The sequence below is a fragment of the Ramlibacter sp. genome (assembly GCF_050250995.1).
Taxonomy (GTDB): Bacteria; Pseudomonadota; Gammaproteobacteria; order Burkholderiales; family Burkholderiaceae_C; genus Ramlibacter.
Genome location: NZ_JBFWNP010000041.1, coordinates 22,390 through 46,769, shown reverse-complemented (window position 1 = coordinate 46,769; position 24,380 = coordinate 22,390). Strand labels below are relative to the sequence as shown.

Annotated in this window: 22 protein-coding genes; 9 read left to right on the top strand and 13 right to left on the bottom strand. The window is 68.7% G+C overall.

Features of this window, described 5'->3' with window-relative positions; translation table 11 throughout:
- From AB7E83_RS21235 to AB7E83_RS21210, 6 genes are all read right to left on the bottom strand, one after another.
- On the bottom strand, nt 1–808 hold an 808-nt coding region (locus AB7E83_RS21235; protein ID WP_428572807.1), incomplete at its 3' end, for a CoA-binding protein.
- Nucleotides 809–1,570 carry an enoyl-CoA hydratase/isomerase family protein gene (locus AB7E83_RS21230; protein WP_428572805.1) on the bottom strand — a complete coding sequence of 254 codons (762 nt, stop codon included), beginning with the start codon at nt 1,568–1,570 and terminating at the stop codon, nt 809–811.
- Nucleotides 1,567–2,694 (bottom strand): acyl-CoA dehydrogenase family protein, encoded by a 1,128-nt coding sequence (locus AB7E83_RS21225; RefSeq protein ID WP_428572804.1) that lies wholly within the window; start codon nt 2,692–2,694, stop codon nt 1,567–1,569. The genes AB7E83_RS21230 and AB7E83_RS21225 overlap by 4 nt, the downstream gene beginning before the upstream one ends.
- 1 nt (nt 2,695) lies before the next feature.
- Nucleotides 2,696–3,874: an acyl-CoA dehydrogenase family protein gene (locus tag AB7E83_RS21220; protein WP_428572803.1), complete on the bottom strand. Its 1,179-nt coding sequence runs from the start codon at nt 3,872–3,874 to the stop codon at nt 2,696–2,698.
- Nucleotides 3,875–3,896: 22 nt separating this feature from the next.
- Nucleotides 3,897–4,829, bottom strand: a complete 933-nt coding sequence (locus tag AB7E83_RS21215) for a flavin reductase (RefSeq protein ID WP_428572802.1) — start codon at nt 4,827–4,829, stop codon at nt 3,897–3,899.
- Between the two features lie 19 nt (nt 4,830–4,848).
- Nucleotides 4,849–5,940: an LLM class flavin-dependent oxidoreductase gene (locus tag AB7E83_RS21210; RefSeq protein WP_428572801.1), complete on the bottom strand. Its 1,092-nt coding sequence runs from the start codon at nt 5,938–5,940 to the stop codon at nt 4,849–4,851.
- A gap of 96 nt (nt 5,941–6,036) precedes the next feature.
- Here AB7E83_RS21210 and AB7E83_RS21205 point away from each other — a divergent pair, with 96 nt between their 5' ends.
- Entirely contained in the window at nt 6,037–6,954 is a 918-nt protein-coding gene (locus tag AB7E83_RS21205; RefSeq protein ID WP_428572800.1) for a LysR family transcriptional regulator, read from the top strand.
- Here the strand turns inward: AB7E83_RS21205 and AB7E83_RS21200 are convergent.
- Nucleotides 6,951–7,841, bottom strand: coding sequence for an SMP-30/gluconolactonase/LRE family protein (locus AB7E83_RS21200; protein WP_428572799.1), 891 nt, complete (start codon nt 7,839–7,841; stop codon nt 6,951–6,953). The genes AB7E83_RS21205 and AB7E83_RS21200 overlap by 4 nt on opposite strands.
- A 135-nt stretch (nt 7,842–7,976) precedes the next feature.
- Here AB7E83_RS21200 and AB7E83_RS21195 point away from each other — a divergent pair, with 135 nt between their 5' ends.
- Entirely contained in the window at nt 7,977–8,936 is a 960-nt protein-coding gene (locus AB7E83_RS21195) for a Bug family tripartite tricarboxylate transporter substrate binding protein (protein ID WP_428572798.1), read from the top strand.
- 21 nt (nt 8,937–8,957) lie between these two features.
- Here the strand turns inward: AB7E83_RS21195 and AB7E83_RS21190 are convergent, their stop codons facing one another.
- Both AB7E83_RS21190 and AB7E83_RS21185 read right to left on the bottom strand, forming a co-directional pair.
- Nucleotides 8,958–9,863, bottom strand: a complete 906-nt coding sequence (locus AB7E83_RS21190; protein ID WP_428572797.1) for an alpha/beta fold hydrolase — start codon at nt 9,861–9,863, stop codon at nt 8,958–8,960.
- Nucleotides 9,860–10,954 carry a zinc-binding dehydrogenase gene (locus AB7E83_RS21185; protein ID WP_428572796.1) on the bottom strand — a complete coding sequence of 365 codons (1,095 nt, stop codon included), beginning with the start codon at nt 10,952–10,954 and terminating at the stop codon, nt 9,860–9,862. The genes AB7E83_RS21190 and AB7E83_RS21185 overlap by 4 nt, the downstream gene beginning before the upstream one ends.
- 171 nt (nt 10,955–11,125) lie before the next feature.
- Between AB7E83_RS21185 and AB7E83_RS21180 the strand changes: the two genes are divergently transcribed.
- From AB7E83_RS21180 to AB7E83_RS21155, 6 genes are all read left to right on the top strand, one after another.
- Nucleotides 11,126–13,048 (top strand): acyl-CoA synthetase, encoded by a 1,923-nt coding sequence (locus tag AB7E83_RS21180; protein WP_428572795.1) that lies wholly within the window; start codon nt 11,126–11,128, stop codon nt 13,046–13,048.
- A 58-nt stretch (nt 13,049–13,106) separates the two neighbouring features.
- Entirely contained in the window at nt 13,107–13,490 is a 384-nt protein-coding gene (locus AB7E83_RS21175) for a hypothetical protein (RefSeq protein WP_428572794.1), read from the top strand.
- On the top strand, nt 13,487–14,524 hold the full coding sequence (locus AB7E83_RS21170) for an alpha/beta fold hydrolase (RefSeq protein ID WP_428572793.1): 1,038 nt from the start codon (nt 13,487–13,489) through the stop codon (nt 14,522–14,524). The genes AB7E83_RS21175 and AB7E83_RS21170 overlap by 4 nt, the downstream gene beginning before the upstream one ends.
- A gap of 125 nt (nt 14,525–14,649) precedes the next feature.
- Nucleotides 14,650–15,609 carry a Bug family tripartite tricarboxylate transporter substrate binding protein gene (locus AB7E83_RS21165; protein WP_428572792.1) on the top strand — a complete coding sequence of 320 codons (960 nt, stop codon included), beginning with the start codon at nt 14,650–14,652 and terminating at the stop codon, nt 15,607–15,609.
- A gap of 166 nt (nt 15,610–15,775) precedes the next feature.
- The gene (locus tag AB7E83_RS21160; RefSeq protein ID WP_428572808.1) at nt 15,776–16,432 is read left to right on the top strand and encodes a nucleotidyltransferase domain-containing protein; all 657 of its coding nucleotides are present in this window, start codon (nt 15,776–15,778) and stop codon (nt 16,430–16,432) included.
- Nucleotides 16,429–16,839 (top strand): hypothetical protein, encoded by a 411-nt coding sequence (locus AB7E83_RS21155; RefSeq protein ID WP_428572791.1) that lies wholly within the window; start codon nt 16,429–16,431, stop codon nt 16,837–16,839. The genes AB7E83_RS21160 and AB7E83_RS21155 overlap by 4 nt, the downstream gene beginning before the upstream one ends.
- 19 nt (nt 16,840–16,858) lie before the next feature.
- Here the strand turns inward: AB7E83_RS21155 and AB7E83_RS21150 are convergent, their stop codons facing one another.
- On the bottom strand, nt 16,859–18,754 hold the full coding sequence (locus AB7E83_RS21150) for an alkyl/aryl-sulfatase (protein ID WP_428572790.1): 1,896 nt from the start codon (nt 18,752–18,754) through the stop codon (nt 16,859–16,861).
- A 118-nt stretch (nt 18,755–18,872) separates the two neighbouring features.
- On the bottom strand, nt 18,873–19,337 hold the full coding sequence (locus AB7E83_RS21145) for an Lrp/AsnC family transcriptional regulator (RefSeq protein ID WP_428572789.1): 465 nt from the start codon (nt 19,335–19,337) through the stop codon (nt 18,873–18,875).
- An 83-nt stretch (nt 19,338–19,420) separates the two neighbouring features.
- Here AB7E83_RS21145 and mdeB point away from each other — a divergent pair, with 83 nt between their 5' ends.
- On the top strand, nt 19,421–22,021 hold the full coding sequence (mdeB, locus tag AB7E83_RS21140; RefSeq protein WP_428572788.1) for an alpha-ketoglutarate dehydrogenase: 2,601 nt from the start codon (nt 19,421–19,423) through the stop codon (nt 22,019–22,021).
- Nucleotides 22,022–22,072: 51 nt separating this feature from the next.
- On the opposite strand, the gene AB7E83_RS21135 is transcribed toward mdeB, so the two are convergent.
- Together AB7E83_RS21135 and AB7E83_RS21130 are read right to left on the bottom strand one after the other, a co-directional pair.
- Nucleotides 22,073–23,431 carry an NAD(P)H-dependent oxidoreductase gene (locus AB7E83_RS21135; RefSeq protein ID WP_428572787.1) on the bottom strand — a complete coding sequence of 453 codons (1,359 nt, stop codon included), beginning with the start codon at nt 23,429–23,431 and terminating at the stop codon, nt 22,073–22,075.
- Nucleotides 23,431–24,312: a phytanoyl-CoA dioxygenase family protein gene (locus tag AB7E83_RS21130; protein WP_428572786.1), complete on the bottom strand. Its 882-nt coding sequence runs from the start codon at nt 24,310–24,312 to the stop codon at nt 23,431–23,433. Before AB7E83_RS21130 ends, AB7E83_RS21135 begins: the two co-directional genes overlap by 1 nt.
- Nucleotides 24,313–24,380 lie beyond the last annotated feature (68 nt).

Here is a 24,380-nt window from a genome sequence, read left to right as displayed (position 1 = left end):
CGAGCGCCCCCGTATGGGAAGCGGCTGCGGCCTGCCCGGCGTCGGACACGCCGACCTTCAGCAGCACCACCGGCTTGCCGGCTTCACGCGCGAGGGACAAGGCCACGCGAAATTTCGGCCCGTTGCGACACGTCTCCATGCAGCACAGGATCACCGAGGTGCCCGGGTCCCTGGCGAGCGAAGCAATGCCGTCGGCAATATCGACGTCGCATTCGTTGCCGGTCGTCAGCAAGCGGCTGATGCCGACGCCGCGCTCGGCGGCGAGGCGCATCGTGTAGCTGCCGAGGTTGCCGCTCTGCGAGACGATGCCCACGTCGCCAGGGGGCGGCAATGCCGACTCCAGCGTCACGGAAAACGTGGCGATGCTCTTCTCGGGCACGCCGATGGAGCCCAGGCAGTTCGGCCCGACCACGCGCATGCCGCTCGCGCGAGCGACGTCGCCGATGCGCGCCTGCAGCTTCGCGCCCTCTTCTCCCATCTCGGAGAAGCCGGACGACAGGATGACCGCCGCGCGCACGCCGCGCGCCGCGCAGTCCTGCACCGCCTCCAGCACGCCCTGCGGCGGCACCGCGACCACGGCCAGTTCCGGCACCTCCGGCACGTCGCGCACCGTCGCATAGGCGGGCAGCGACTGCACCGTGCCGCCCTTGCGGTTGATCGGGTAGATCGCGCCCGCATAGCCGTACTTCCGCAGGAACTGCACGGGACGTCCGCCGATCTTGGTCACGTCGTCGGACGCGCCGAAGATGGCGATGGACTTCGGGCTGAACAGCGCCTCGAGGCCGCGACCGACTTCCACGGCCTGCATTCAGCGGCCCTTGTAGACCGGCTTGCGCTTCTCGAGGAAGGCCGTGCGGGCCTCCTTCGCGTCCTCGGTCTGCGACAGCGCCATCGTGAAGTTCTGCTCGAAGCGGTAGCCGTCGCGCTGCGGCAGCAGGTCCATCATGTTCGCCGCGTTCTTGGCGTACGCCATCGCGATCGGGCTCTTGGAGGCGATCTCCTCGGCGATGCCCATGGCCGTGGCCATCAGCTGGTCGGCGGGCACGACCTCGTCGAGCACGCCGCGCCGGTACAGCTCGGCGGCCGTCACGCGCTTGCCGGTGAAGAACATGCGGCGGGTGAACGAGCGGCCCACCAGCGTGCGCAGCATCGACACGCCGCCGGCCAGGCCGACGTTGATCTCGGGCATGGCGAAGGTCGCGTCTTCCGAGGCGACGAAGATGTCGCAGGCGCACATGAGGCCCAGGCCCGCGCCCAGCGCCGCGCCGTTGACGGCGGCGATCACGGGCTTCACGCATTCGCGGATCGAGTTGCCGGTCTCGCGCGTGAGCCGGTTGTGCAGCAGGAAGTCGCCGGGCGTCTCGGCGTCGGGCCGATCCTTCAGGTCCGCGCCCGAGCAGAACACCTTGCCCTCGGCGGTGAGGACGGCGACGCGGATGTCCTGCCGCTCCGAGACCTCGTCGAAGATCGCGATGATGCGCTTGCGCGTCTCGCGGTCCAGCGCATTGACCGGCGGGCGGTCGAGCCGGACGACGGCGATGTAATCCTTGACTTCGAGAGTGACGCTCATCTTGCGCTCCGGGTGTGGGTGTCTTGCGCGACTGCGGATTGCTTCGCGCGGGTTGCTGCGTCTTCGCGCAGGAGGCGCGAAGAATGGGTGAGTCGGTCGCCGTAGCGGAATTCGGAGGCGATCAGGCGCTGCGCGAGTCGCGTGGCCAGCACCTCCTCGCTCACGCCCATGCCGCCGTGCATCTGGATCGCCGCCTCGGCGCTCGCGCGTGCGGACTCGGCGTGCGACACCTTCATCAGCCGCAGCGTCCGGTCAAGCGACGCGCTGCCGGCGTCGTATTCGCCGAAGGCATGGATTGCCAGACCCTTCGCCGCCTGGTAGCGCACGAACATGTCGGCGACGCGGTGGCGCAGCGCCTGGAAGGTGGCGAGGGCGACGCCGAACTGCTTGCGCTCCTGCAGGTGCGCGATCGTCGCGCGCAGCAGCGCGGCCAGCGAGGCCACGGTGTCGATGGCCGTCAGCAGCAGGGCCGCCTGGTCGGCGCGGGCGAGCGCGGCGGATGCGGCGGCGCCGCGCGCGATGCAGGCGCTCGCGGGCACGCTCAGCGCGTCGAGCGCGAAGTCGGCGGCAAGGCGGCCTTCCATCGTGCGATACGTCGCAGCGGGCTGCAGGCGGTCCGCGTCGAGCACGAACAGCGCGATCTCCCCGCTGCCCTGCACGCGCGCGGCAAGGACCCGATGTGTCGGGGACAAGGTGACGTCGGCGCCGCGCACCGAGCCGGCGAGTTCCCAGCCGATGTCGAGCTGCCGCGCCTGCACCGCCACGTCGCGCAGCGGCATCGACAGCGCGGCCAGCACGCCGAAGCGCGCGTTGCCATCGCACAGTTGCGGCAGCCACTGCGCGGCGCTCTCGGCATTCGCCTGCAGCAGCAAGGGCGCGACGGCGCTCGTTTCGATCACGGGCAATTGCACGCCGTGCGTCGCGAGCCCTTCGATCGTGGCGGCGACATCGGCCAGCGTTCCGCCCAGGCCGCCCAGTTCTTCGGGAACGAGCGTGAGCGCCCAGCCCATTTCGGCGACGGGATCGGCATCGCCGAAGCCGCGCGAACCCGCGTGGTCCTGCGCGAAGCGCTCGGCGGCGTCCAGCGCCATGCCGGGGAAGAGAGGTTCGATGAGGGTCGGCACGTCAGACTCCCAGGAGGTCGGTGGCGACCACGTTGCGCTGCACTTCGGACGTGCCGCCGGCGATCGTCCTTGCACGGGTGAACATGTAGTTCTGGATCCAGGTCGATTCGCCCACGCCGGGCGCTTCCTCGTCGCGCAACTGGAAGCGGTGCGCGGCTTCCGGGCCGACCGCGTCGAGCGCGATGGTCGTCAGACGCTGCGCGACGTCGGCCACCAGCATCTTGATGGCCGAGGGCTGCACGCCCAGCGGGCGCTGGTTCAGCAGGTCGTCGGTCGCCTGCGCCATCAGCACGCGAGCGCCGCGCGTGTCGGCCTCGCACAGCAGCAGGCGATAGCGCAGCGAGCCGATGTCGCGCTCGCCGCCGGCCGCCGCCGCGGCCGACGCCGCCTCTTCCACGACGCGCGTCACCTGCCGGCGCACGAGTTCGAGCCGGGCGATGTTCGCCGCCGGCAGGCGCTCGCGCTCCAGCAGGAACTTGGCGCAGGTCCAGCCCTTGCCCTCCTCGCCGACGAGGTTCTCGACCGGCACGCGCACCTCGTCGAAGAACACTTCGTTCAGGTGATGCCAGCCGTCGATGGTCCTGATCGGCCGAACCGTGACGCCCGGCGCGTCCATCGACACCAGCAGCAGAGAAATGCCGTCCTGCTTGCGCCCCTCCTTCGAGGTCCGCACCAGCATGTAGATCATGCTGGCTTCGTGCGCGTGCGAGGTCCAGATCTTCTGGCCGTTGACGACGTAGTGGTCGCCCTCGCGCTGCGCGCGGGTCTGCAGCGACGCGAGGTCGGAACCGGAGCCCGGCTCGGAATAGCCCTGGCACCACCAGTCGGAGCCGTCGAGGATGCGCGGCAGGAATCGCGCCTTCTGCTCGGGCGTGCCGAAGCGGATGATCACGGGTCCGATGTGGCCCAGGCCGTGGTGGTACAGCGGCGGGCAGTCGCACTCGGCCATCACCTCCTCGAACACCTGGCGCTCGCGCACGCCCCAGCCGGTGCCGCCGAATTCCTTCGGCCAGCCGGGCGCGCCCCAGCCTCTGTCGTTGAGGATCTGCTGCCAGCGCTGGTATTCGCGCTTGGTGACCTTCTGGCCGGCAGCGACGACGGCGCGGATCTCGGGCGGGCACGATTCGCGGGCGAAGGCTTCGAGCTCGCGGCGGAACGCGTCCAGGTCTGTGTCCTGCATCTCTTCTTTCCGAAAGGAGTATTCAGGCTTCGACCGGCTGCACCGCGGTCTGACCCTGGCGCAGCGTGTCGATCATCTGGCCGAGCGCCGCCGCGGCGCCCTCGGCATCGCGGCCGCGCAGCCGCCGCACGATCTCGCGCCGCAGCGGATACAGGTCCGGCCGCGGCCGCACGGTAAGCACGTGCGTCATGCGTTCGCGCAGCACGCTCGACATGGTCTGCGCCATGAGCAGCAGCGCTTCGTTGTGCCCCGCGCGCGCGATGGCCGTGAAGAAGCGGCTGGCCGAATCGATGCGCTCGGCGAGCGGCGCATCGTCCTCATGTTCTTCGATGGCGGTCGCCGCCGCTTCGACGGCGTCGATGTCCTCGTCGCTCGCCCGCGCGCAGCCCAGCTTCAGCAGGGTGCCGTACAGCGTGCGGTAGGACTCGTCGATGTCCGGCTGGTCCAGTCGGCCGTCGACCACCAGCTTGCGCAGCGACTCGGCGAGCTCGCGATACGCGCCCTGGTAGAACACCAGCGCCTGCTCCTGCGCGCCGGCCGTCATGTGACGCACCTCGCCGATGAAAACGAGATGGTCGCCCGCCTCGTGACACGAGAAGGTCGTGCATTCGAAGCTCGCGAGACAGTCATGCAGCACCGGGAGCCCGGTCTGCCCCGACTGCCACGCGACGCCCTCGAACTTGTCCTCGATCCTGCTGGAAGCGAAGCGGGCCGACAGGCCGTCCTGCCTGCGCGTGAGGACGTTGATCGCGAAGCCCTTGGCCCTGCGGAAGGTGTCCACCAGCCGGCTCGCCTTGCGCAGGCTGAACAGCACCAGCGGCGGCTCGAGCGAGACCGAGCTGAACGAGTTGCAGGTCAGCCCCGCGGGGCGCCCGTCGGGGCCGACGGTCGTGATGACCGCGACGCCTGTCGGGAAGCAGCCGAGCAGCTGTCGGAACGCCGCCGTGTCGATCATGGCCGGGCGCCGTTCGACTTCAGGCGACGGCCAGTTCGGCGGCGCCCGCCACGGCGTAAGGCGGATCGTTGGCGATCTCCTGCTGCACCGTCGGGATGATGATCTCGCCCCAGGTCTTCAGCTGGCGCAGCATGGTGGCCTGGTCGAAGTCGCCCATCTGCGTCTGGAAGCAGTAGTGAACCGGGCGCAGCGTGCGGATGTCGGCGATGACGCGCTCGATCACCGTGTCGATGGTGCCGACCGGCAGGTGCGCGCGCGACTCCTCGATGGTGGGTTCGCCGTCGACCGCGGTCTCGGCCACCTGGTAGTCGTCGGCGATCTGCGCGGTGCGGCGCTTCATGCTGAGCGCCACGCGGCGCTGGTAGCGCGAGCAGTCCAGGTAGTGGTCGACCTCGGCCTTGTCGTTGCTGGCGTAGGCGGCCCGCAGCAGGCCGACCTTCACCTTGGCCGGGTCCTTGCCTTCGGCGAGCGCGATCTTGTCGATCGTGGCGCGGGTATTGCGCAGCTTCTCCACGCCGCCGTCGCTGCCGGACACGAATAGGTGGTTGTCGTTGCGGACCGCGCGGGCCATGAAGGTCGGGTCGATGCTGGTGATCCACAGCGGGGGCATCGGCGACTGCAGCGCGCGCTGGCTGATGGCGGAGGGCGGCTGGCGGTAGTACTGGCCCTCGTAGCTGAACTTCGGCTCCTTCAGGCCCAGCTCGATCATGTCGAGCATCTCGATCGTGCGCTGCTTGGACTGCTCCAGCGAGACGCCGAAGCGCTCGAATTCGAACTGCTGGTAGCCCGAGCCCACGCCCACGTTCAGGCGGCCGTCGGAGAGCTGGTCGACCATCGCGATGTCGGCGATCAGGCGCGCCGGCGTGTACAGCGGCGCGACGACGATGCCGCTCCCCAGGCGAATCCTCTTGGTCACGGCCGCGCAATGGGCGATCATGGTCAGCGGCGAGGAGCACATGCCGTAGTTGGTGAAATGGTGTTCGGCGAACCAGGCGGCGCCGAAGCCCAGTTCGTCGGCCGTGCGGGTCTGCTCCACCGCGTCGCGCAGGATCTCGTAGGAGGACTTGTGCTTGTTGCGCTGCTGCATGAGCAGAAAGATGCCGAAATCCATGAAGGGGCTCCTGGTGGAAGTTGTATGCGCCGATCTTAGGAACGGGACTCGCGGTCGAAGCGCCATCTCGCGCACACCTTCTTTGCGGGTTCCGAAATGAAATCGCTCGATACCCTCCGCGTTTTCGTGACCACGCTGCGCAAGGGCAGCCTCTCCGCCGCGGGCCGCGCGCTGAGCCTGTCGCCCGCCACCATCTCGCGGCGCATCAGCGCGCTCGAAGAAGAGCTCGGCGTGCAGCTGGTCGACCGCACGAGCCGCAACCTCAAGGTCACCGAGGGCGGCAAGGCCTTCCTCGAGCATGCAGAGACGGTGCTCGAGGCGATGGCCGCCGCGGAGAACGCGGCGCGCAACACCAAGCAGCGTCCCGAGGGCAAGCTGCGCGTGCATTCGCGCGCGCAGATCGGCCTGCGCGTGGTCGCGCCGCTGCTGCCGCGCTTCGCGCAGAAATACCCGGACATCCACCTGGAGTTCGAGCTGTCCGAGCATCCGGTGAACCTGGTGGAGCAGGATTTCGACGTCGACATCCGCACCGGCGCGTCCAACGATTCGAACTTCGTGATCAAGCGCCTGCTCAGCAGCGACGAAGTGCTGGTGGCGAGCCCCGCCTTCATGAAGACGCATCCGCGCCTGAAGCTGCCCACCGACTTGCCGCAGGTGCCTTGCCTCGTCTACCGGCGCGACCAGGAGGCCACGAACTGGAGCTGGCTCGACGAGGCGGGCGAGCAGCACGAGCTGCGGATCCAGGGCGTGCTGAGCGCCAACAGCGGCGAGATGCTGCGCCTGGCCGCCCTCGGCGGGATGGGCGTCGCACTGCTGTCCGAGGCGGTGGTGCATTCGCACCTGAAGGACGGCACCTTGCTGCGCCTCATGCCGCAGTACCGCTTCGCGGTGCGCGCGTACTCGAATGGGATCTATGCGGTGTTCCGCCGCTCGAACACGTTGCCCGTCAAGGTGCGGGCGTTCGTGGATTTCCTCGCGGATGAGCTCAAGGGCGTGAAGCTGGAGACGGGTTAGCGGTCGAAGCGACTCACGGGGACGCCGCGCGCCGGCAGCCCGCGCACCTCCCACAATCCCCCATCGTCGGGCAGCGTCCCGGTGAGGTTCGTGCTGCGCGAAATCGACGTCACGTACAGGCGGTCGAGGTCCGGTCCGCCGAAGCACAGGCTTGTGGGATGCGTGGCGGGCATCTTCACCAGCCGCTCCAGGCGGCCATCCGGCGCGAAGCGCGCGAGCTGGCCGATGCGAGGCAGCGCCGACCACAGAAAACCTTGTTCGTCCACCGCGGCGCCGTCCGGTCCCGCGCCGAGGGATTCGGTTTGCGCGAACACGCGCTCGCCCGAAAGCGGCCGGTCCGGCGCATAGTCGTAGGCCCGGATGGTTCGCACGCCGAGGCTGCTGTCGGCCACGTAGAGCGTGCGGCCGTCGGGGCTGAAGCAGGGGCCGTTGGTGAGGCCGTAGCCGCGGGCGAGCACTTCCAGCCCGCCGTCCGGTGCCAGCCGATAGAGTCCGCCCTTCGCCGCCTCGCCGGGCGCGCGGTGGACCTGCAGCGTGCCCGCGATGAAGTTGCCCCAGGGGTCGCACTTGCCGTCGTTGAGGCGCACGTCGGGATGGTCCACGTCGATGCGGGCGAGGTCTTCGATCGCGCCCGTCGCGGGGTCGAACAGCGCGAAGCGATCCTTCAGCGCGAGCAGGATGCCGCTGCCCTCGCACAACGCCATCGATCCGACCGGCGCGGGGACTCGGTGGATCTGCTCGCCGCCCTCGTCGGGCCCGACCGCGAGGCGTCGCACCACGCCCGAGAGCGAGTCGATCCACCATACGGCCGCGCTGCGCGCATCCCAGCACGGGCTCTCGCCCAGCAGGTCCTTGCTGCTGCCGATGCGGCGTATCGTCGTCTCCATGGAAGCGCAGTGTCGCCAGCGGGCGCGCATGCGCCATCGCAAGGCATGCAAAGCACCTTTTCAGGGCCTGGAGGCATCGCGACGGAGCGTCGCCCTAGACTGCCGTCGCCACCCGTCCGCATACCAGGAGACTCGATGATCCGTCGCACCTTCGCCAGCGCCTTGCTGGCCTCCTTCGGCCTCGCCGCCGTGCCCGCCTTCGCGCAGCAGAACGTCGTCCGCCTCGTCGTGCCCTTCCCGGCCGGCGGCGGCACCGACCAGTACGTGCGACTGATCGCCGCCGACCTCTCGAAGAAGGGCATGCAGGCCATCGTCGAGAACAAGCCGGGCGCGAGCGGCATCATCGCCGCCGACTACGTCGCGCGCGCCAAGCCCGACGGCACGACCTTCCTCATGACCTCGCTCGGAGTGCTCGCGAGCAACACCGTCATGTACGACAAGCTGCCGTACAACCCGCGCGACTTCGTGCCGGTCACGCAGATCGCGTATCAGCCGTCGATCATCGTCGGCCGCATGGACCTGCCGTACAAGAACATCAAGGAGATGGTGGAGTACGCCAAGGCGAATCCCGGCAAGATCAACCGCGGCTCGCCCGGCGCGTCCATCCTCACCAACCTCGCGCCGATGGCCTTCGAGAAGATGGCCGGGATCACGACCACGCACATTCCCTTCGCGGGCGACGCACCCGGCCTGCAGGCCCTGCTCGGCGGCAACACCGACATCCACGGCACGTCGATCACGGGCTCGCTGCAGCACGTGAAGGCCGGCAAGCTGCGCGTGCTCGGTGTGATGGACGCCAAGCGCATGCCGCAGGTGCCGGAAGCGCCGACGTTCAAGGAACAGGGCTTCGACATCGAAGCGCTGCTCTGGTACGGCCTCTCCGCGCCCGCCGGCACGCCGCGCGCCACGGTCGACCGCATGAACAAGGCCGTGAACGAAGTCATCGCCGATCCCGACTTCGTGGCCCGCGCCCGCGCGATGGGCATGGAGCCGCGCGGCGGCAGCGCGGACGACTACGGCCGGTTCACCAAGGTCGAGTTCGACCGCTGGGTCCCGCTGCTGCAGAGCCTGAACCTGCCGAAGCAGGCGCACTGAGATCGATGGGGAGCGCGGCGATCAGCCGCGCATGCTCAAGGCCGCGATCGCTTCGACGATGCGCGGCCAATGCCGCACGGGCAGCGTGTGGCCCATGCCCTCGAGCACCATCAGCTCGGCGCCGGGAATGCTCTTCGCCGTGTCGACGCCGCCCGCGAGCGGCACCAGCGGGTCGGTGTCGCCATGGATCACGAGCGTCGGCGCGGTCACCGCTTTCAGCGCTTCGCGCCGGCTGCCCGAAGCCAGGATGGCCACGAGTTGCCGCGCGCCGCCATCGGGGCACAGGCCGCGCGCATGGTTCAGCGCGGCGCGCGCACGATCCCGCGCCTCGTCCTCGGGCGACGTGCTGCCGCGCAGTTGCTTCCACGTCGCGACGTAGTGTTCGGTGTAGCCGGCCAGCTCGCGCGGCGCGGGCTTGAAGACCGTCGACAGCACGGCGTAGCCGGGCGACGGCAGCGCCGGGTCGCCGGTCGTCGACATGATCGAGGTGAGCGTGCGCACGCGCTGCGGCTGCTCGATGGCGAGCGTCTGCGCGATCGTGCCGCCCATGGACGCGCCGACGAGATGGGCGCGCTCGATGCCGAGGGCATCCATGAGGCCGGTCACGTCGCGCGCCATGTCGGACAGGAGATACGGCGCCTCCACCGGCTTGCGCAACCACGCGCGGATCATCGCGGCCATGACGTCGGGCAGGCCGGCGCGGTCGAAGCGGGTGGACTTGCCCGAGTCGCGGTTGTCGAAGCGCACAACGAAGAGGCGCTGCCGCGCGAGCTCTTCGCAGAACTCCTCGTCCCAGCCGACCATCTGCGCGCCCATCCCCATGACGAGGACGACCGCGGGGTCGGTCTCCAACCCGAAGGTCTGGTGGCAGAGGTAGATGCCGTTGGCCTTGACGACCTTCTCTTCCGAACGCGGAACCGGTTTCACGAACCGACGCCGTCGAACACGATTACGCTGCGTGCGACTTCGCCGCGCGTCATCGCCGCGAAGCCCTCGTTGATGTCTTCGAGCGCGATGCGGCGCGAGACGAGGTCGTCCAGGTTCAGGCGGCCTTGCAGGTACAGCTCGACGAGACGCGGAATGTCGTCGCGGATGCGGGCCGAGCCGAGCGCGGAGCCGCGGATCTTCTTCTCGAGGAAGAAGTCGGCGCCCTCGATCTGCGCCTTCACGCCCGGCGCGAACAGGCCGACGATGGTGGCCGTGCCGCCGGGCTGGAGCATCTTGAAGCACTGCTCCACGGTGGCCGCGATGCCGATGCATTCGAACGAGTATTCGACGCCGCCCTGCGTGAGCTCGACGACCCTGGCAACCACGTCGCCCTCGCTCGCGAGGATCGTGTCGGTCGCGCCGAACCTGCGCGCCAGCTCCAGCTTCGACGGCACGTTGTCGATCGCGATGATGCGCGCCGCGCCCGCGATCTTCGCGCCGTTGATCGCGGCCAGGCCGACGCCGCCGCAGCCGACCACGGCGACGGAGGAGCCGGCCGGCACCTGCGCATTGCGGAACACGGCGCCGGTGCCGGTGATCACCGCGCAGCCGAGCAGCGCGGCACGGTCGAGCGGCATGTCCTTGCGGATCTTCACCAGCGCATTGCGATGCACCAGCATCTGCTCGGCGAAACCCGAGAGGTTGAACACCTGGCTGACCGGCTGTTCGCCGCGCGACAGGCGCTTCGCCTGCCCGGGCGGCTGCTTGACTTCCGTGTCCTGGCACAGCGCGAAGCGCTGGCCGAGGCACTGCTTGCAGGTGCCGCAGAACACCGACAGCGCGCCGACGACGTGATCGCCCGGCTGCAGGTCCTTCACGCCCGCGCCGACGGCGGCGACGACGCCCGAGACCTCGTGGCCCAGCACGCCCGGCAGCGGAAACTTGCGCATGCCCTGGATGTAATGCAGGTCGCTGTGGCACAGGCCGACGGCGGCGGTGGTCAGGAGGACCTCGTTCGGCCCCGGCGCGGCGATGGCGACGTCCTGGATCACCAGCGGTTGGCCGAATTCTTCGAGGACTGCAGCGCGCATCTTTTGGGTTTCCTTGTGGTGGCTCGCCACGGCGGATCCGTGGGTGTTTCCCAGTGTAGGAGGCGGGGTCGCGAACCATCCTTGAGCTTTGTGCAATCTTGCTTTGCGCGGCGCGGTGCGCCGGGAAAACCCGGCCCCACTAAATTCCGCCGGAACAACCGGAGACAACGCATGGGCCTGCATCTACTGGACCGCGTCATCGGCGACGAATGGCCGAGCCTCGCCAGCGACGCCGAGGTCCGCGCCTTCGAATCCATTCCCTACGAAGAGCGCATCGCGGCGCAAAGCACCTACGACGCGCTGCGCCTCGGCGCCGAGCACGACCCCGAGTGCCCGGCCCTGCATTTCCTCGCGAATGCGAGTCCCGACGAGGAGCCGCTGACCATCACGCACGGCGAATTCCACGCCCGCGTGACCCAGGTGGCGAACATGCTGCACACGCTGGGCGTCGGCCCGACGGACGTGGTCAGCCTGTTGCTGCCGCTGGTGCCGCAGGCCTTCGTCGCGCTGTACGGCGCGCAGGCCGCGGGCATCGCGAACCCCGTCAATGCGTACCTCGAAGCGGGTCATATCGCGCACATCCTGCGCGCCGCCAAGACCAAGGTGCTGATCGCGCTCGCCCCGCGCGAGGGCTACGACATCTGGGACAAGGTCGCACGCATCCGAAAGGAGCTGCCGGAGCTGAAGGCGATCCTCGTCGTCGGCCGCTGCGGACCCATGAAGGGCATCGAGCACGACTTCGACGCACTGGCCGACAGGGAGCCGCGCGACCGCCTGACCAGCGGCCGCCGCATCGACGCGAGCGACGTCGGCGCCCTGTTCCACACCGGCGGCACGACCGGCTTGCCGCAGCTCGTGCCGCTCACGCACGGCAACCAGGTCTACCAGGCGTGGGGCATGGCGATGATGTTCCGCACGAAGCCGGGCAACACGCTGCTGATGGGACTGCCACTCTTCCACGTGGGCGGCGCGCTGACGCAAGGCCTGCAGCACCTGTCCGCCGGCGGGACCCTCGTGGTGCTGTCCGCGGCCGGGTGGCGCAACAAGAACGCGATGCCCAGCATCTGGAAGCTGGTGGAGCGCTACAAGCCCGAGCTGCTCGGCGGCGTGCCCACCGTTCTGGGCGCGGTGCTGAACGTGCCGATGGACGGGCGCGACGTGTCCAGCATCCGCAAGGCGACCGGCGGCGGCTCGGCGATCCCGGTGCCGATCGCCGATGCGTACCGAAACCGCTTCGGCATCCCCATCCTCGAAACCTACGGCATGACCGAGGCGTCGAGCTGCCACACGATCTCCTACGCCGACCGGCCGGTGTACCTCGGCTCGGTGGGACATCCGCTGCCGTACAGTCGCGTGCGCGTCGTCGAGGTCGACGACAAGGGCAAGTTCCGCGGCGAGTGCGCGCCGGGCAGGATCGGCGTGGTCACGATGTGGGGGCCGGGCGTCTTCACCGGCTATGCGACCGGCGCGCCCGACGCGCCCTTCGTGGAGCCGGGATGGGTCAACAGCGGCGACCTCGGCCGCGTCGATGCGAACGGCTATCTGTGGATCACCGGCCGTGCCAAGGACCTGGTGATCCGCGGCGGCCACAACATCGACCCGACCAGCATCGAGGAGATCCTGTACCAGCACCCCGCCGTGGCCGTCGCGGCGGTCGTCGGCGAGCCCGACGCCTATGCGGGCGAACTGCCGGTGGCCTTCGTGCAGCTGAAGGAGGACTTCGCCGACGCCGACCCAAAGCAGATCCTCGCCTACGCCGCGGCGCGCACGCCCGAGCGCGCGGCCGTCCCGGTGCAGCTCTACGTCGTCGACACCATTCCGCTCACCGCCGTGGGCAAGGTGTTCAAGCCCGCGCTGCGGCTGCAGGCGGCCGAGCGCGCGGTGCGACGGCTCCTCGCGCTCCTGGAGAAGGACGGCTGCACGGTGGACGTGAACGTCGCTTCGCACAAGGAGCACGGCACGCTGATCGGCGTGACGCTGTCGGGCGAGCCGGCCGGCGGCCGCGAGGCGGCCCTGGTGCTTGCAAAGGCCAGGCTCGATCCCCTCACGATGAAGCACGAGCTGCGCTGGCTCGAGGAAGTGGCGACCGCATGAGCCGCCGGGCCGCCCCAAGGCGCATGGCACCGCAGCGCGAAGCGCGAAGGACATTCGAATGACCGATATTTCCAACACCGACCCGATGAAGGCCTGGCGCGACTGGTTCGTGAAGTCCGAGCGCGACTGGAGCGAGCAACTCACGAGCCTGATGAAGGACGAGAACGTCGCGCGCCTGCTCGGCCAGGAGATCCACGCGGGCCTGTACAAGCAGCAGATGCTCGCGCAGTCCCTGGCCGGACCGCTGGCGGCGATGAACGTGCCGACGCGCGACGACCTCGTCGCCATCGGCGAACGCATCGGCCGCCTCGAGGACGCCGTCGCGCGCGTCGAAGCCCTCGTGACCCGCCTGGCGCCGCTGTCCGCGCCGCGCCCGGCGCGCACGCGCAAGGCGCCGGCCGACGCCCCGGCACCCGTGAAGCGGCGCAAGGCCGCCCGATGAGGGTCGCGCAGCAATGGGTGGACGAGCAACGATCCACCCTCGTGGAACTTGAAGCCGAGATGGCGCGCGAGACCGCCTGCACGCCGCGCGAGCTCGTGCATGCGCGCGGGACGCTGCGGCTGTACCACTACCTCCCGCAGACGGACGATGTCTACCGCACGCCGCTGCTGATCGTCATGTCGCTGGTCAGCAGGCCCGACATCTTCGACCTCACGCCGGGCCAGAGCTTCATCGAGCATCTCGTGCGCGCGGGCTTCGACGTCTACCTGATCGACTGGGGCCTGCCGCGCGCCGAGCACAAGGGTCTCGGCATCGACGACTACGTGGCCGACCTGCTGCCCGACTGCATCGCGCAGGTGCAGGCGCATTCCGGCGAGGAGGGCATCACGCTCGTGGGCTACTGCCTGGGCGGCATCTTCACGACCCTGTATGCCGCGCGGGAGAACCGGGGGCCGCTGCGCAACCTGCTGCTGCTGGCCACGCCCATCAACGGCGAAGGCATGGTGCTGCAGCGCAAGCTGCTCACGTCGGGCGGCCTCGACGCCGACCGGCTGGTCGACACGCTGGGCAACATCCCGGCGTCGATGATCGAAGGCGCATTCCAGATGCTGCGGCCGCTGCAGAAGGCGAGCGGCCAGGCCACGCTCCTGAACAACCTGAAGGACCGCGAATTCGTGAAGGCGCACCTGCGCATCGTGAAGTGGGGGGCCGAGGCCCTGCCCTTCCCCGGAGAGGCGTTCCGCGGTCTCGCGAAGGATTTCGTGCTGGACAACCGCATCGTGGACGGCGGCCTGGAGGTGCGCGGTGTCGACTGCACGCTGGACCGCATCCGCGTGCCGCTGCTGCATGTCGTGGCGGAGCACGACCATGTCGTGCCGCGCGAAGCGTCGGCCGACCTCGTGCGGCTCGCGGGCAGCACGGACAAGGAGGAGCTGTCGATCAAGGGCGGCCATGTGAGCCTCGTCGCGGGCGTCGGCGCCGCGACCCGGACCTGGCCGCGCATCGTGCAGTGGCTGGCGCCCCGCTCCACCTGAACGCCCGTCGGCTGCGCACGCGCAAAGCTGCTTTGCGGCGACCGATGAACCACGGAAGACCCACGCGGAAACAATTCGTCCACGGGCCGGCGAGGCCTGCAGTCCACAACCCCAGGAGACAAACCTTGAAACGTCGCAACCTTCTTCTCGGCGCGCTGGTCGCCGCATCCATCTCCGGCGCCGCGCTTGCGCAGCAACAACCCTTGAAGATCGTGGTCCCCTTCGCCGCCGGCGGCGGCACGGACTCGTTCCTGCGCATGCTGGCCGACGAGCTGACCAAGCGCGGCACCCGCACGATCGTCGAGAACAAGCCGGGCGGCAGCGCCGTGATCGCGGCCGACTACGTCGCGAAGTCGAAGCCGGACGGCACGACGGTCGTCATGTCCTTCGTGGGCATGATGGGCACGAACACGCTGCTGTTCGACAAGCTGCCCTACGACCCGGTCAAGGACTTCACGGCCGTCTCGAGCGTCGCCTACCAGCCGACCATCATCGTCGGCCGCGCCAGCCTGCCGTACAAGAACCTGAAGGAGATGGTCGAGTACGCCAAGGCGAACCCCGGCAAGATCAACCGCGGCTCCCCCGGCGCGGCGATCCTGAGCAACCTGGCGCCCCTCGCCTTCGAGAAGCAGGCCGGGTTCAGCACGAACCACGTGCCGTTCAACGGCGACACGCCCGCCATCCAGGCGATGCTGAGCGACTCGATCGACATCTACGGCACCTCGATCACCAGCTCGCTGCCGCACATCAAGTCGGGCAAGTTCCGCGTGCTGGGCGTGATGGACACCAAGCGCCTGCCCCAGGTGCCGGACGCGCCGACGTTCAAGGAAATGGGCTACGACTTCCAGGCGCCGCTGCGCTACTACCTGTCGGCGCCCGCCGCGACGCCGAAGCCCATCATCGAGAAGCTCAACAAGTCGATCAACGAAGTGCTGGTCGACCCGGCCTTCGTGGAGCGCGCCCGCGCGATCGGCATGGAGCCGGCGGGCGGCACGGCCGCGGAGATGGAGAAGCTGCTCACGGGCGAGATCGCGCGGTGGATGCCGTTCGTGAAGAGCCTGAATCTGCCGAAGGCGGGGCAGTAAGCACCTCGGGTCACCCGCATTGGAAGCCAGCCCCGTCCTTGCGACGGGGCTTTTTCTTGGTCACACCGGCCGGAGCCACCAGGAACCTTGATTTCCCGATAAGGAACTTTTATTCCGTATGGGGAAGTTGACTTCCCACCTGAGACGCTCTAGGATCGTGAGCACGATGCAGCGCTCGTCCGTCCAGAGCTTCGTGCGCTTTCCGCTGACCCAGCTGCTGGCCAGCGGGGGGCACGTGCGTGTGCTGCGTGCCCTGCTCGCCCACGGTGGCCCGCAGAGCGCGGGACAACTGGCGGCGGACTGCGCCATGACGGCGCGTGGCGTTCGCAACACGCTCGACGCGCTGGTTGCACAAGGCGCCGTCAAGGTGTTGGGCCCCGCTGGTGCCAGGCTCTTTGCCCCGGCCCTCGAGCAACCGCTCGTCGCGGCGCTGGCCCAGCTTTTCGAATCCGAGCGCCAGCACTGGCTGGGGTTGCAAGAGGAACTGCGCGAGGGGCTGGCCGCTGAAAAGCAGATTCGCTCGGCATGGCTGTACGGGAGTGTCGCAAGGGGCACGGACGAGCCTGGAAGCGACATGGACGTAGCCGTCGTGCTTGCCAACGACAGCGTGGACGCAAGCCGCCGGGTACGCGATGCCTTGCAGGCGCTCGGTGACCGGCTGGGCGTGCAGATTTCCACGGTGATGCTCACACCCTCTGAACTGGTCAAGCTGCCCCCAGGTGACCGCTGGTGGTCGGAGGTCTGCCGGGACGCGAAAGTGCTCAAAGGGGTCGCACCGGCCAGGGAAGCAGCCCGTTGCGCCAAGGCGGCACAGTCGGCATGACCGGAAAGAGCCCGCGCAGGAAGGTCGACGCGCTGTATTGGCAGGGCCGCCTGCGCGTGGCGCATGCCTACCTCGAGGCCGCACAGCAGGCGCATCTGCTTGCGGAGGCGGGCCAGGACTGCAACCCGGTCGTGAGCCAGATCGTACTGTCGGCGATCGCGTTCGGCGACAGCCTGGCGGCCAAGCGCGCGCAGGTCGTCAACCAGCAGGACCACGCCCAGGCGCCACGCCTGCTGCGGGACGTGCTCGGCAACCTGCTGCCCGATGGCCAGGAGCGTCGTTACCGCCGCATCCTGAGCCATAAGGACGAAGTGCAGTACGGCACCCGGCAAATGACGCGCGATGAAGCTGGTCGGCTGCTCGCGGACCTCGAGGAACTCGCTCGCTGGGCGGAGGAACTGCTTTAGACCTTCGCGCTCGCCGCTCTCACGGCTCCAGGATATTGAACATCGGATCGAACTCGTCCAGGCACTCGACGAACTGCCGGAACAGCCCTGCATCGCCCTCCACCTCCAGCTGCCCCGCATCCAGCGCGGCGAGCAGCGCATCGCGTCCCGACGACAACCTGCCGAGCTGCTCGCGCGACATGCGCACCACCGCGTCGGCCGCCGTGCCGTGCGCGCCCGGCAGATGGTTCAAAGCCCCATTCGACAGCGTGATGCGGTGCGAGTCCGTGCCCGAGGCATCCGTGAGCTGCCAGTCGAACCGGGCCGCCAGGTCCTGCGCCTTCGGGCCGTTCACGCGGATGCCCAGGTACTCCAGGAAGCTGCCCAGCGGCAGGATCGACACGACGTCCGGACTGATGGACACGCCCTTGGGCGCCGAAGCCTGCGACGTGCTGCGCAGTTCGCGCGCGCCCAGCAGATAGGAATTGCGCCAGGTGGCGGACTCGGCCTGGTAGCCCAGCTGCTCCATCGCATCGGCCGAGAGTTCGCGCGCGGCGCGGTTCGAGGGGTCGGCGAACACGACGTGGTTCAGTGCTTCCACCACCCAGCGGAACTGGCCCGATTCGAAATCCTTGCGCGCCCGGGCGACCACGGCGTCCGCGCCGCCCATGTACTCCACGTACTTCTTCGCGCCGTGCTCCGGCGGCAGCGCATTCAGGTGCGCCGGGTTGCCTTCGTAGGGACCGAGATAGTGCGCGTACACGGCATTCACGTTGTGCGCAACCGCGCCGTAGTAGCCCCGGGCGAACCACTGCTTCGACAGTTTCCCCGGCAGCATCAGCTCCTCGCCGATCTCCCGCGGCGTCTTGCCGTGGCTCATGAGACGCAGCGTCTGGTCGTGCAGGTAGCGGTACATGTCGCGCTGGCCGGCAACGTACTCGCCGATGCGATCGCTGCCCCACACCGGCCAGTGGTGCTGCACGACGAGCGCGTCGACATGCGGGACGAACTGGTCGAGCGCCTGGTTCAGGTAGTGCGCCCACGCGAGGGAATCGCGCGTCTTCGCGCCGCGCAAGGGGCACAGGTTGTGCATCGTGTGGCAGGCGTTCTCGGCCAGGTTCAGCACGCGCAGGCCGGGGTAGTGCATGTTCATGTCCGCCGGCGCCTCGGTGCCCGGCGTGAGGTGGAACACGATCTCGACGCCGTCGATCACGTGGCGCTCCACCGGCTCGCGGATCAGCTTCGTCGGCGCGATGAAACCGTCGCCGCCGCGGCCGACGGCCTTGCCCAGGCCGCTGTCGACATGCGCCATCGCGCCGGGCTCGAGCGACCATCCAAACTGGAACAGCGCGCGGCGGCGCATCGGCACGCCGGCGAGGATCGATTCGGAAAAGGACTCCTCGGTGAAGCCGAAGGGCGCGATGACCTCGACGCCACGGCGCACGTCGTCCGGGCCGATCACGCCGCGCACGCCGCCGTAGTGGTCGCGGTGGCTGTGGGTGTAGATGACGGCCGTGACGGGGCGGTCGCCGCGGTGCGCGCGGTACAGCCTGATCGCCTCGCGCGCGTGCTCGGTGAACTGCAGGGGGTCGACGACGATGACGCCGGAGTCGCCCTCGATGAACGTGACGTTGGCCAGCGAGAAACCGCGCACCTGGTACACGCGCTCGGTGACCTGGAACAGGCCATGGATCGCGTTGAGCTGCGACATGCGCCACAGGCTGGGGTTCACGGTGTCGGGCGACTCGCCGCGCAGGAACCCGTAGGGCTTCATGCTCCAGGACGGCGCGCCGCCGCTGTCGGCGTCGTTGTGCGCATCCGGCAGGGTGGCGATGAAGCCGCGCTGCGCGTCGTCGTAATCGCGACGGTCGGTGAAGTCGAGGTCGCGGCGCATGCGGTCGTGCGACGCCAGGGTGCTGGGGTGGGCGGGTTTCATGGGGTCTCCTCGAAGGCAACCGCGATCTTCGAATGCACCCCCCGGCCCGGCGCGCCGGATTGCGAAAAGCAGCTTTACGACGCCACGCCCTCACTTGCCACAACGAGCGCGGACACCCTCACCCCGAAAGCGGCAATGCCGTCTTGTACCGCACCTGCTTCAGCGCGAAGCTGCTGCGGATCTTCTCGATGCCCGGAATCGGCGTGAGCTTGTCGAGGATGAAGCGCTCCAGCGCGCCGATGTCCCGCACGGCGACGCGGATCAGGTAGTCGCTGTCGCCGGTCATGAGGTAGCACTCCATCACCTCCTCGCGCTCGGACACGTGCTGCTCGAAAGCGGCGAGCGCCTCCTTCGACTGCTCCTTCAGGCTGATGTTGATGAAGACGTTCAAGCCGAGTCCCACTTCCTTCGGGTCGACGAGTGCCACGTAGCGCGTGATCACGCCCTCGCGCTCCAGCGCCTTGACGCGCGCCAGGCAGGGCGACGGCGAGAGGTGGACCCGCTGCGCGAGCTCCACGTTCGATAGCGCACCATCCTGCTGCAGTTCGTGCAGGATTCGCAGGTCGATCAGGTCCAGCTTCATGAGACGGCATTTTCTGCCGTTTTCTTGCGCCGCCGACGCATTTTCGCAATCCTGTTCCGCGCCGGCGCCCCTAGAGTCAGGGTATGACCGACCAGAGCCTCACCCGCTACCTCGCCGATGCCGACGGCGACATCGATCCCGCCGAGACCCAGGAATGGCGCGACGCCTTCGAGGCGCTGGTGGCCGCGCACGGGCCGGCCCGCGCCCGCTTCATCCTCGACCAGCTCGCCGTCGTCGGCCGCAGCCCGCGCGTCGCCTGGTCGCCCGAGCTCGTGACGCCCTACGTCAACACGATTCCCGTGGAGCAGCAGCCGGCATTCCCCGGCGACCTCGCGATCGAGGAGCGGCTCGGCTCGATCATGCGGTGGAACGCGCTCGCGATGGTCGCGCGCGCCAACGCGAGCTACGGCGAACTCGGCGGGCACATCGCGAGCTACGCGAGTGCGGCCGATCTCTTCGAAGTCGGCTTCAATCATTTCTTCCGCGCGGCGGATGCGCAGGGCCATGGCGATCTCGTCTTCTTCCAGCCGCACAGCGCGCCCGGCGTGTACGCGCGCGCCTTCCTCGAAGGTCGCCTGACCGAAGCCGACCTCGCGCACTACCGGCAGGAAATCACCGCGCCTTCGCACGGCGCGCGCGGCCTCTCGAGCTATCCGCATCCCTGGCTCATGCCGGACTTCTGGCAGTTCCCCACCGGCTCGATGGGCATCGGTCCGATCAGCTCGATCTACCACGCGCGCTTCATGCGCTATCTCACGCACCGCGGCCTGCTCGATTGCCAGGGGCGCACGGTGTGGGGCGTGTTCGGCGACGGCGAGATGGACGAGCCCGAGAGCATGAGCGCGCTCACGCTCGCCTCGCGCGAGAAGCTCGACAACCTCGTGTGGGTCGTCAACTGCAACCTGCAGCGGCTCGACGGCCCGGTGCGCGGCAACGGCCGCATCGTCGACGAGCTCGAGAAGCTGTTTCGCGGCGCGGGCTGGAACGTCATCAAGCTGCTCTGGGGCAGCGACTGGGACGGCCTTTTCGCGCGCGACGCCACGGGCGCACTTCCGCTCGCCTTCGCGAACACGGTGGACGGCCAGATGCAGACCTTCGCCGCCAAGGACGGCCGCTTCAACCGCGACAACTTCTTCGGCCAGAACGAGGAGCTGCAGCGGCTCGCGCAAGGCATGACCGACGAGCAGATCGACCGGCTCAAGCGCGGCGGCCACGACCTCGTGAAGATCCACGCGGCCTATCACGCGGCCGCGAAAAACCGCGGCGCGCCGACCGTGATCCTCGCGCACACGAAGAAGGGCTACGGCATGGGCGCGGCCGGCCAGGGAAAGATGACGACGCATAGCCAGAAGAAGCTGGACGAGGCGGCGCTCCTCGAATTCCGCAACCGCTTCAACCTGCCGCTGTCGGATGCGCAGGCGACCGAACTCGAATTCTTCAAGCCGGCCGAGGACAGCGCGGAGTTGCGCTACCTGAAGGACATGCGAGCCAGGCTCGGCGGGTCCATGCCTCGCCGCCTGTGCGCCGCGGACCCGCTGCCCGTGCCGCCGCTTGCCTCCTATGGCACGTTCGCGACGCAGGCCGATGGCAAGGAGATGTCGACCACGATGGCCTTTGTTCGCCTGCTCGGCAACCTGCTGAAGGACAAGCCGCTCGGCCCGCGCATCGTGCCGATCGTGGCCGACGAGGCGCGCACCTTCGGCATGGCCAACCTGTTCAAGCAGGTCGGCATCTATTCCAGCGTGGGGCAGCGCTACGAGCCCGAGGACATCGGCTCGGTGCTGTCGTACCGCGAGGCGCTCGACGGACAGATCCTCGAGGAAGGCATCAGCGAAGCGGGCGCCATCGCGAGCTGGACGGCCGCAGCCACGAGCTACAGCGTGCATGGGTTTCCGATGCTGCCCTTCTACATCTACTACTCGATGTTCGGCTTCCAGCGCGTGGGCGATGCGATCTGGGCGGCGGCGGACCAGCGCGCGCGCGGCTTCCTGCTCGGTGCGACCTCCGGCCGCACGACGCTCGGCGGCGAAGGATTGCAGCATCAGGACGGCACGAGCCACCTGGTCGCCGCGACCATTCCGAACTGCAAGGCCTACGATCCCGCGTTCGCAGGCGAGATGGCGGTGATCGTCGACCGCGGCATGCGCGAGATGCTGACCGAGCAACAGGACGTGTTCTATTACGTCACGCTGATGAACGAGAACTACGCGCAGCCTGCGATTGCCCCGGACCTGCACGAGGCGGTGATCCGCGGCGGCTATCGGTTCTCGTCGTTCGGCGACGCGGCGAATGCGCGCCGCGTCACCCTGCTCGGCTCCGGCGCGCTGCTGCCCGAGGCGCTGCGCGCGGCCGAACAGCTCGCGAGCGAGGGCATTGCGGGCGACGTGCTGAGCATCACGAGCTGGAGCGAACTCGCCCGAGAGGGACGACGCGCGGGCGAAGAAGCGCGCGAACCCTTCGTCGCGCAGTTGCTGTCGCAGACGCAAGGCCCCGTCATCGCCGTGACCGACTACGTGCGCGCGGTGCCCGAGGCCATCCGCGAGTTCGTTCCGCCGGGGCGACGCTATCTCACGCTCGGTACCGACGGCTTCGGCCGCAGCGACACGCGCAAGGCGCTGCGCGCATTCTTCGGCGTGGATACGGAGGCGATCGTCCGCACGGCGCGCGAGGCGGTGCGGGGATAGTGACGCGATGAGGCGATGAGGCGCTGAGGCGCCTCGGGCGGCCGAGCAGGCTCAGGCCGCCTTCAGTCGCTGCGGCCCGAACGCGTCCTCCATCTGCCGGCGCACGCGATAGGCATGCGTGCCCGTGTCCATCGCGACGTCGGCCCACGTGAGACTCTGCCCCTTGCGCACGGGCCGCACGACCTTGACGTCATGCGCCAGGCCGAGCGGCAGGCCACCCATCTGCACCGAGCGCTCGGCCGGCAGCAGCTTGCCCCACACCGTGTAGCCGCCTTCGCCGTCGAGGATCTCGCCGGGCTGCAGGTCGCGCTTCGCGGTCGCGACGACGTCCGCATGCCAGCCGGTCGCGACGCCCGTCGGCTCGCCGCGCAACGCGACGGAGGCCACCGACATGCCCACTTCGAGCCCGATGAGGTGCCAGCGCTTGTACAGCGTGAAGTAGCGGCCGCTCGGGTCGGTGTGCGCGTTGTATTCCTCGAAGCAGTTCCGGATGTATTCCGTCTCGGCCTCGACCGTGACCCACACGCCCATGCGGATGTCGTAGGGAATGCGCCGGCCATCGCTCTCGAGCGAGGAGATCACTTCGACCATTCCCTTGCGTTCGAGCACGCCGCCTTCGCTGCGCGGGCGCGTCACGACCGGAATGTCCTCGACGCTCGCGGGCGGATACAGCAGGCCGTCGCCCGGCACGGAAAGGCCGGTCGCATTCGACACCGCCGTGCTCTCGATGGAGGGTTTCGACCCGTCGAGAAAACTGTTGAACATCTTCGGGTTCAATCCGCCGCGCGCCGCCTGTTCGGGCGTGAGGCCGTAGTTGCCCCACACGGTCTCGGGCGTCGACTCGCAGAAGTGCGGCAGCCACTTGTGGCCGCGCCCCGCGGCAACGACCGGGAAGCCGCAGGTCCGCGCCCAGTCGACCAGGTCGCAGATGAGGGCGGGCTGGTCCCCGAATGCGAGCGAGTACACGACCCCTGCCTCCGCAGCCTTGCGCGCGAGCAGCGGCCCGCAGAACGCATCGGCCTCCACCGTCACGTTGACCACGTGCTTTCCGTTCGCGAACGCTTCGAGGCAGTGGTCCACCGCCGCGATGGGGTGGCCCGTGCATTCCACGACGATGTCGATCGCCGGGTGACGCACCAGCGCCTGCCAGTCCTCGCCGATGTGCGTGGTGCCCTGCTTTACGGCGGCGTCTAGCGATGCGGCCTGCGTGCGCTCCGGGTTCCAGCCGACGCGCTGCAGATTGGCGCGCGCATTCGCGGGCGAAAGGTCCGCGATGCCGACGAGATGCACGCCGGGCGTGCGGGGGATCTGGGCCAGATACATCGAGCCGAACTTCCCGGCGCCGATGAGTCCCACGCGCACGGGCCGGCCTTCGGCGGCGCGTTGCTGCAATTTGGCGTGAAGACTCATCACGCGGCCTGCCGGATCTCGTCGATCGGCACGCTGCTCGTCTGCAGCGCGCTCGCCGGCATGCCGTCTTGCCAGGGCACGTCGACCGGAGGCGGATTCAGCAGGCAGTCGTCCGGCAGCAGCTCGATGGGCGTGAAGTCGCGATGCGCGATGTACTCTGGCCGCTTGAAGCGGCGGATATGGTTGGACACCGCGCAGAGGCTGAGATACACCGCGACGCGGTTCCAGGGGGACAGGTTGCTCGTGGACGCATGCACCAGGCAGCTGTGGAAGAGGATCATCGATCCCGCCGGCCCCTTGGGACTCACGATACCGCCGTCCTTGCCGCCCGCTCGCTCCACGAGCTGGGCGATGAGGTCGTTGTCCACGGTCCACAGCGGATAGCTCGTGGTCGTGAGGTCGTGCTTCGCCTCGACGACACCCTTCCTGTGGCTGCCGGGGATGAACATCAGCGGCCCGTTGAATTCGTTGACGTCGTCGAGGAAGATCGCGACGTTCATCGCGCGCTCGGTCGGCATCATGTCGTCGTTCAGCCAGGTGCCGTAGTCCTGGTGCCACTGCCAGACGTCGCCCTCGAACGCCATCTTGCCGTTGATCTTGAACTGGTGCATGTAGACGCCTTCGCCGAAGAGCTCCATGACCGGCTGCACCATGCGCGGATGGCGCGCGAGCCGCGCGAAGGGTTCCGACACGAGGTGCGCCGCGAAGTTCGTGCGCACGGCGTCGCTGCCCTTCTCGCGAACGTTGTAGGCCTCGCGCCGGCTGTAGAGCTCGGGCACGGCGGCCGTCAGCGTGCGCATCTCCTCGGCGCTGAACCGGTTGGGAAAGAAGAGGTAGCCGTCGCGATCGAACTGCGCCAGTTGCTCTTTCGTCAGTTGCATCGTTGTCTCCTTGCGAACAAGAATACGCCGGATGCCTGCAAGTGACAACGCGCGCGAACCCCGACGCT

Coding starts and splice junctions, on each gene's coding strand:
- AB7E83_RS21170 (WP_428572793.1), top strand. CDS start 13,487: ATGAGGGTCGCGCAGCAATGGGTGGACGAGCAACGATCCACCCTCGTG.
- AB7E83_RS21205 (WP_428572800.1), top strand. CDS start 6,037: ATGAAATCGCTCGATACCCTCCGCGTTTTCGTGACCACGCTGCGCAAG.
- AB7E83_RS21220 (WP_428572803.1), bottom strand. CDS start 3,874: ATGCAGGACACAGACCTGGACGCGTTCCGCCGCGAGCTCGAAGCCTTC.
- AB7E83_RS21155 (WP_428572791.1), top strand. CDS start 16,429: ATGACCGGAAAGAGCCCGCGCAGGAAGGTCGACGCGCTGTATTGGCAG.
- AB7E83_RS21175 (WP_428572794.1), top strand. CDS start 13,107: ATGACCGATATTTCCAACACCGACCCGATGAAGGCCTGGCGCGACTGG.
- AB7E83_RS21130 (WP_428572786.1), bottom strand. CDS start 24,312: ATGCAACTGACGAAAGAGCAACTGGCGCAGTTCGATCGCGACGGCTAC.
- AB7E83_RS21200 (WP_428572799.1), bottom strand. CDS start 7,841: ATGGAGACGACGATACGCCGCATCGGCAGCAGCAAGGACCTGCTGGGC.
- AB7E83_RS21160 (WP_428572808.1), top strand. CDS start 15,776: ATGCAGCGCTCGTCCGTCCAGAGCTTCGTGCGCTTTCCGCTGACCCAG.
- AB7E83_RS21195 (WP_428572798.1), top strand. CDS start 7,977: ATGATCCGTCGCACCTTCGCCAGCGCCTTGCTGGCCTCCTTCGGCCTC.
- AB7E83_RS21230 (WP_428572805.1), bottom strand. CDS start 1,570: ATGAGCGTCACTCTCGAAGTCAAGGATTACATCGCCGTCGTCCGGCTC.
- AB7E83_RS21150 (WP_428572790.1), bottom strand. CDS start 18,754: ATGAAACCCGCCCACCCCAGCACCCTGGCGTCGCACGACCGCATGCGC.
- AB7E83_RS21185 (WP_428572796.1), bottom strand. CDS start 10,954: ATGCGCGCTGCAGTCCTCGAAGAATTCGGCCAACCGCTGGTGATCCAG.
- AB7E83_RS21135 (WP_428572787.1), bottom strand. CDS start 23,431: ATGAGTCTTCACGCCAAATTGCAGCAACGCGCCGCCGAAGGCCGGCCC.
- AB7E83_RS21145 (WP_428572789.1), bottom strand. CDS start 19,337: ATGAAGCTGGACCTGATCGACCTGCGAATCCTGCACGAACTGCAGCAG.
- AB7E83_RS21180 (WP_428572795.1), top strand. CDS start 11,126: ATGGGCCTGCATCTACTGGACCGCGTCATCGGCGACGAATGGCCGAGC.
- AB7E83_RS21215 (WP_428572802.1), bottom strand. CDS start 4,829: ATGATCGACACGGCGGCGTTCCGACAGCTGCTCGGCTGCTTCCCGACA.
- AB7E83_RS21210 (WP_428572801.1), bottom strand. CDS start 5,940: ATGGATTTCGGCATCTTTCTGCTCATGCAGCAGCGCAACAAGCACAAG.
- mdeB (WP_428572788.1), top strand. CDS start 19,421: ATGACCGACCAGAGCCTCACCCGCTACCTCGCCGATGCCGACGGCGAC.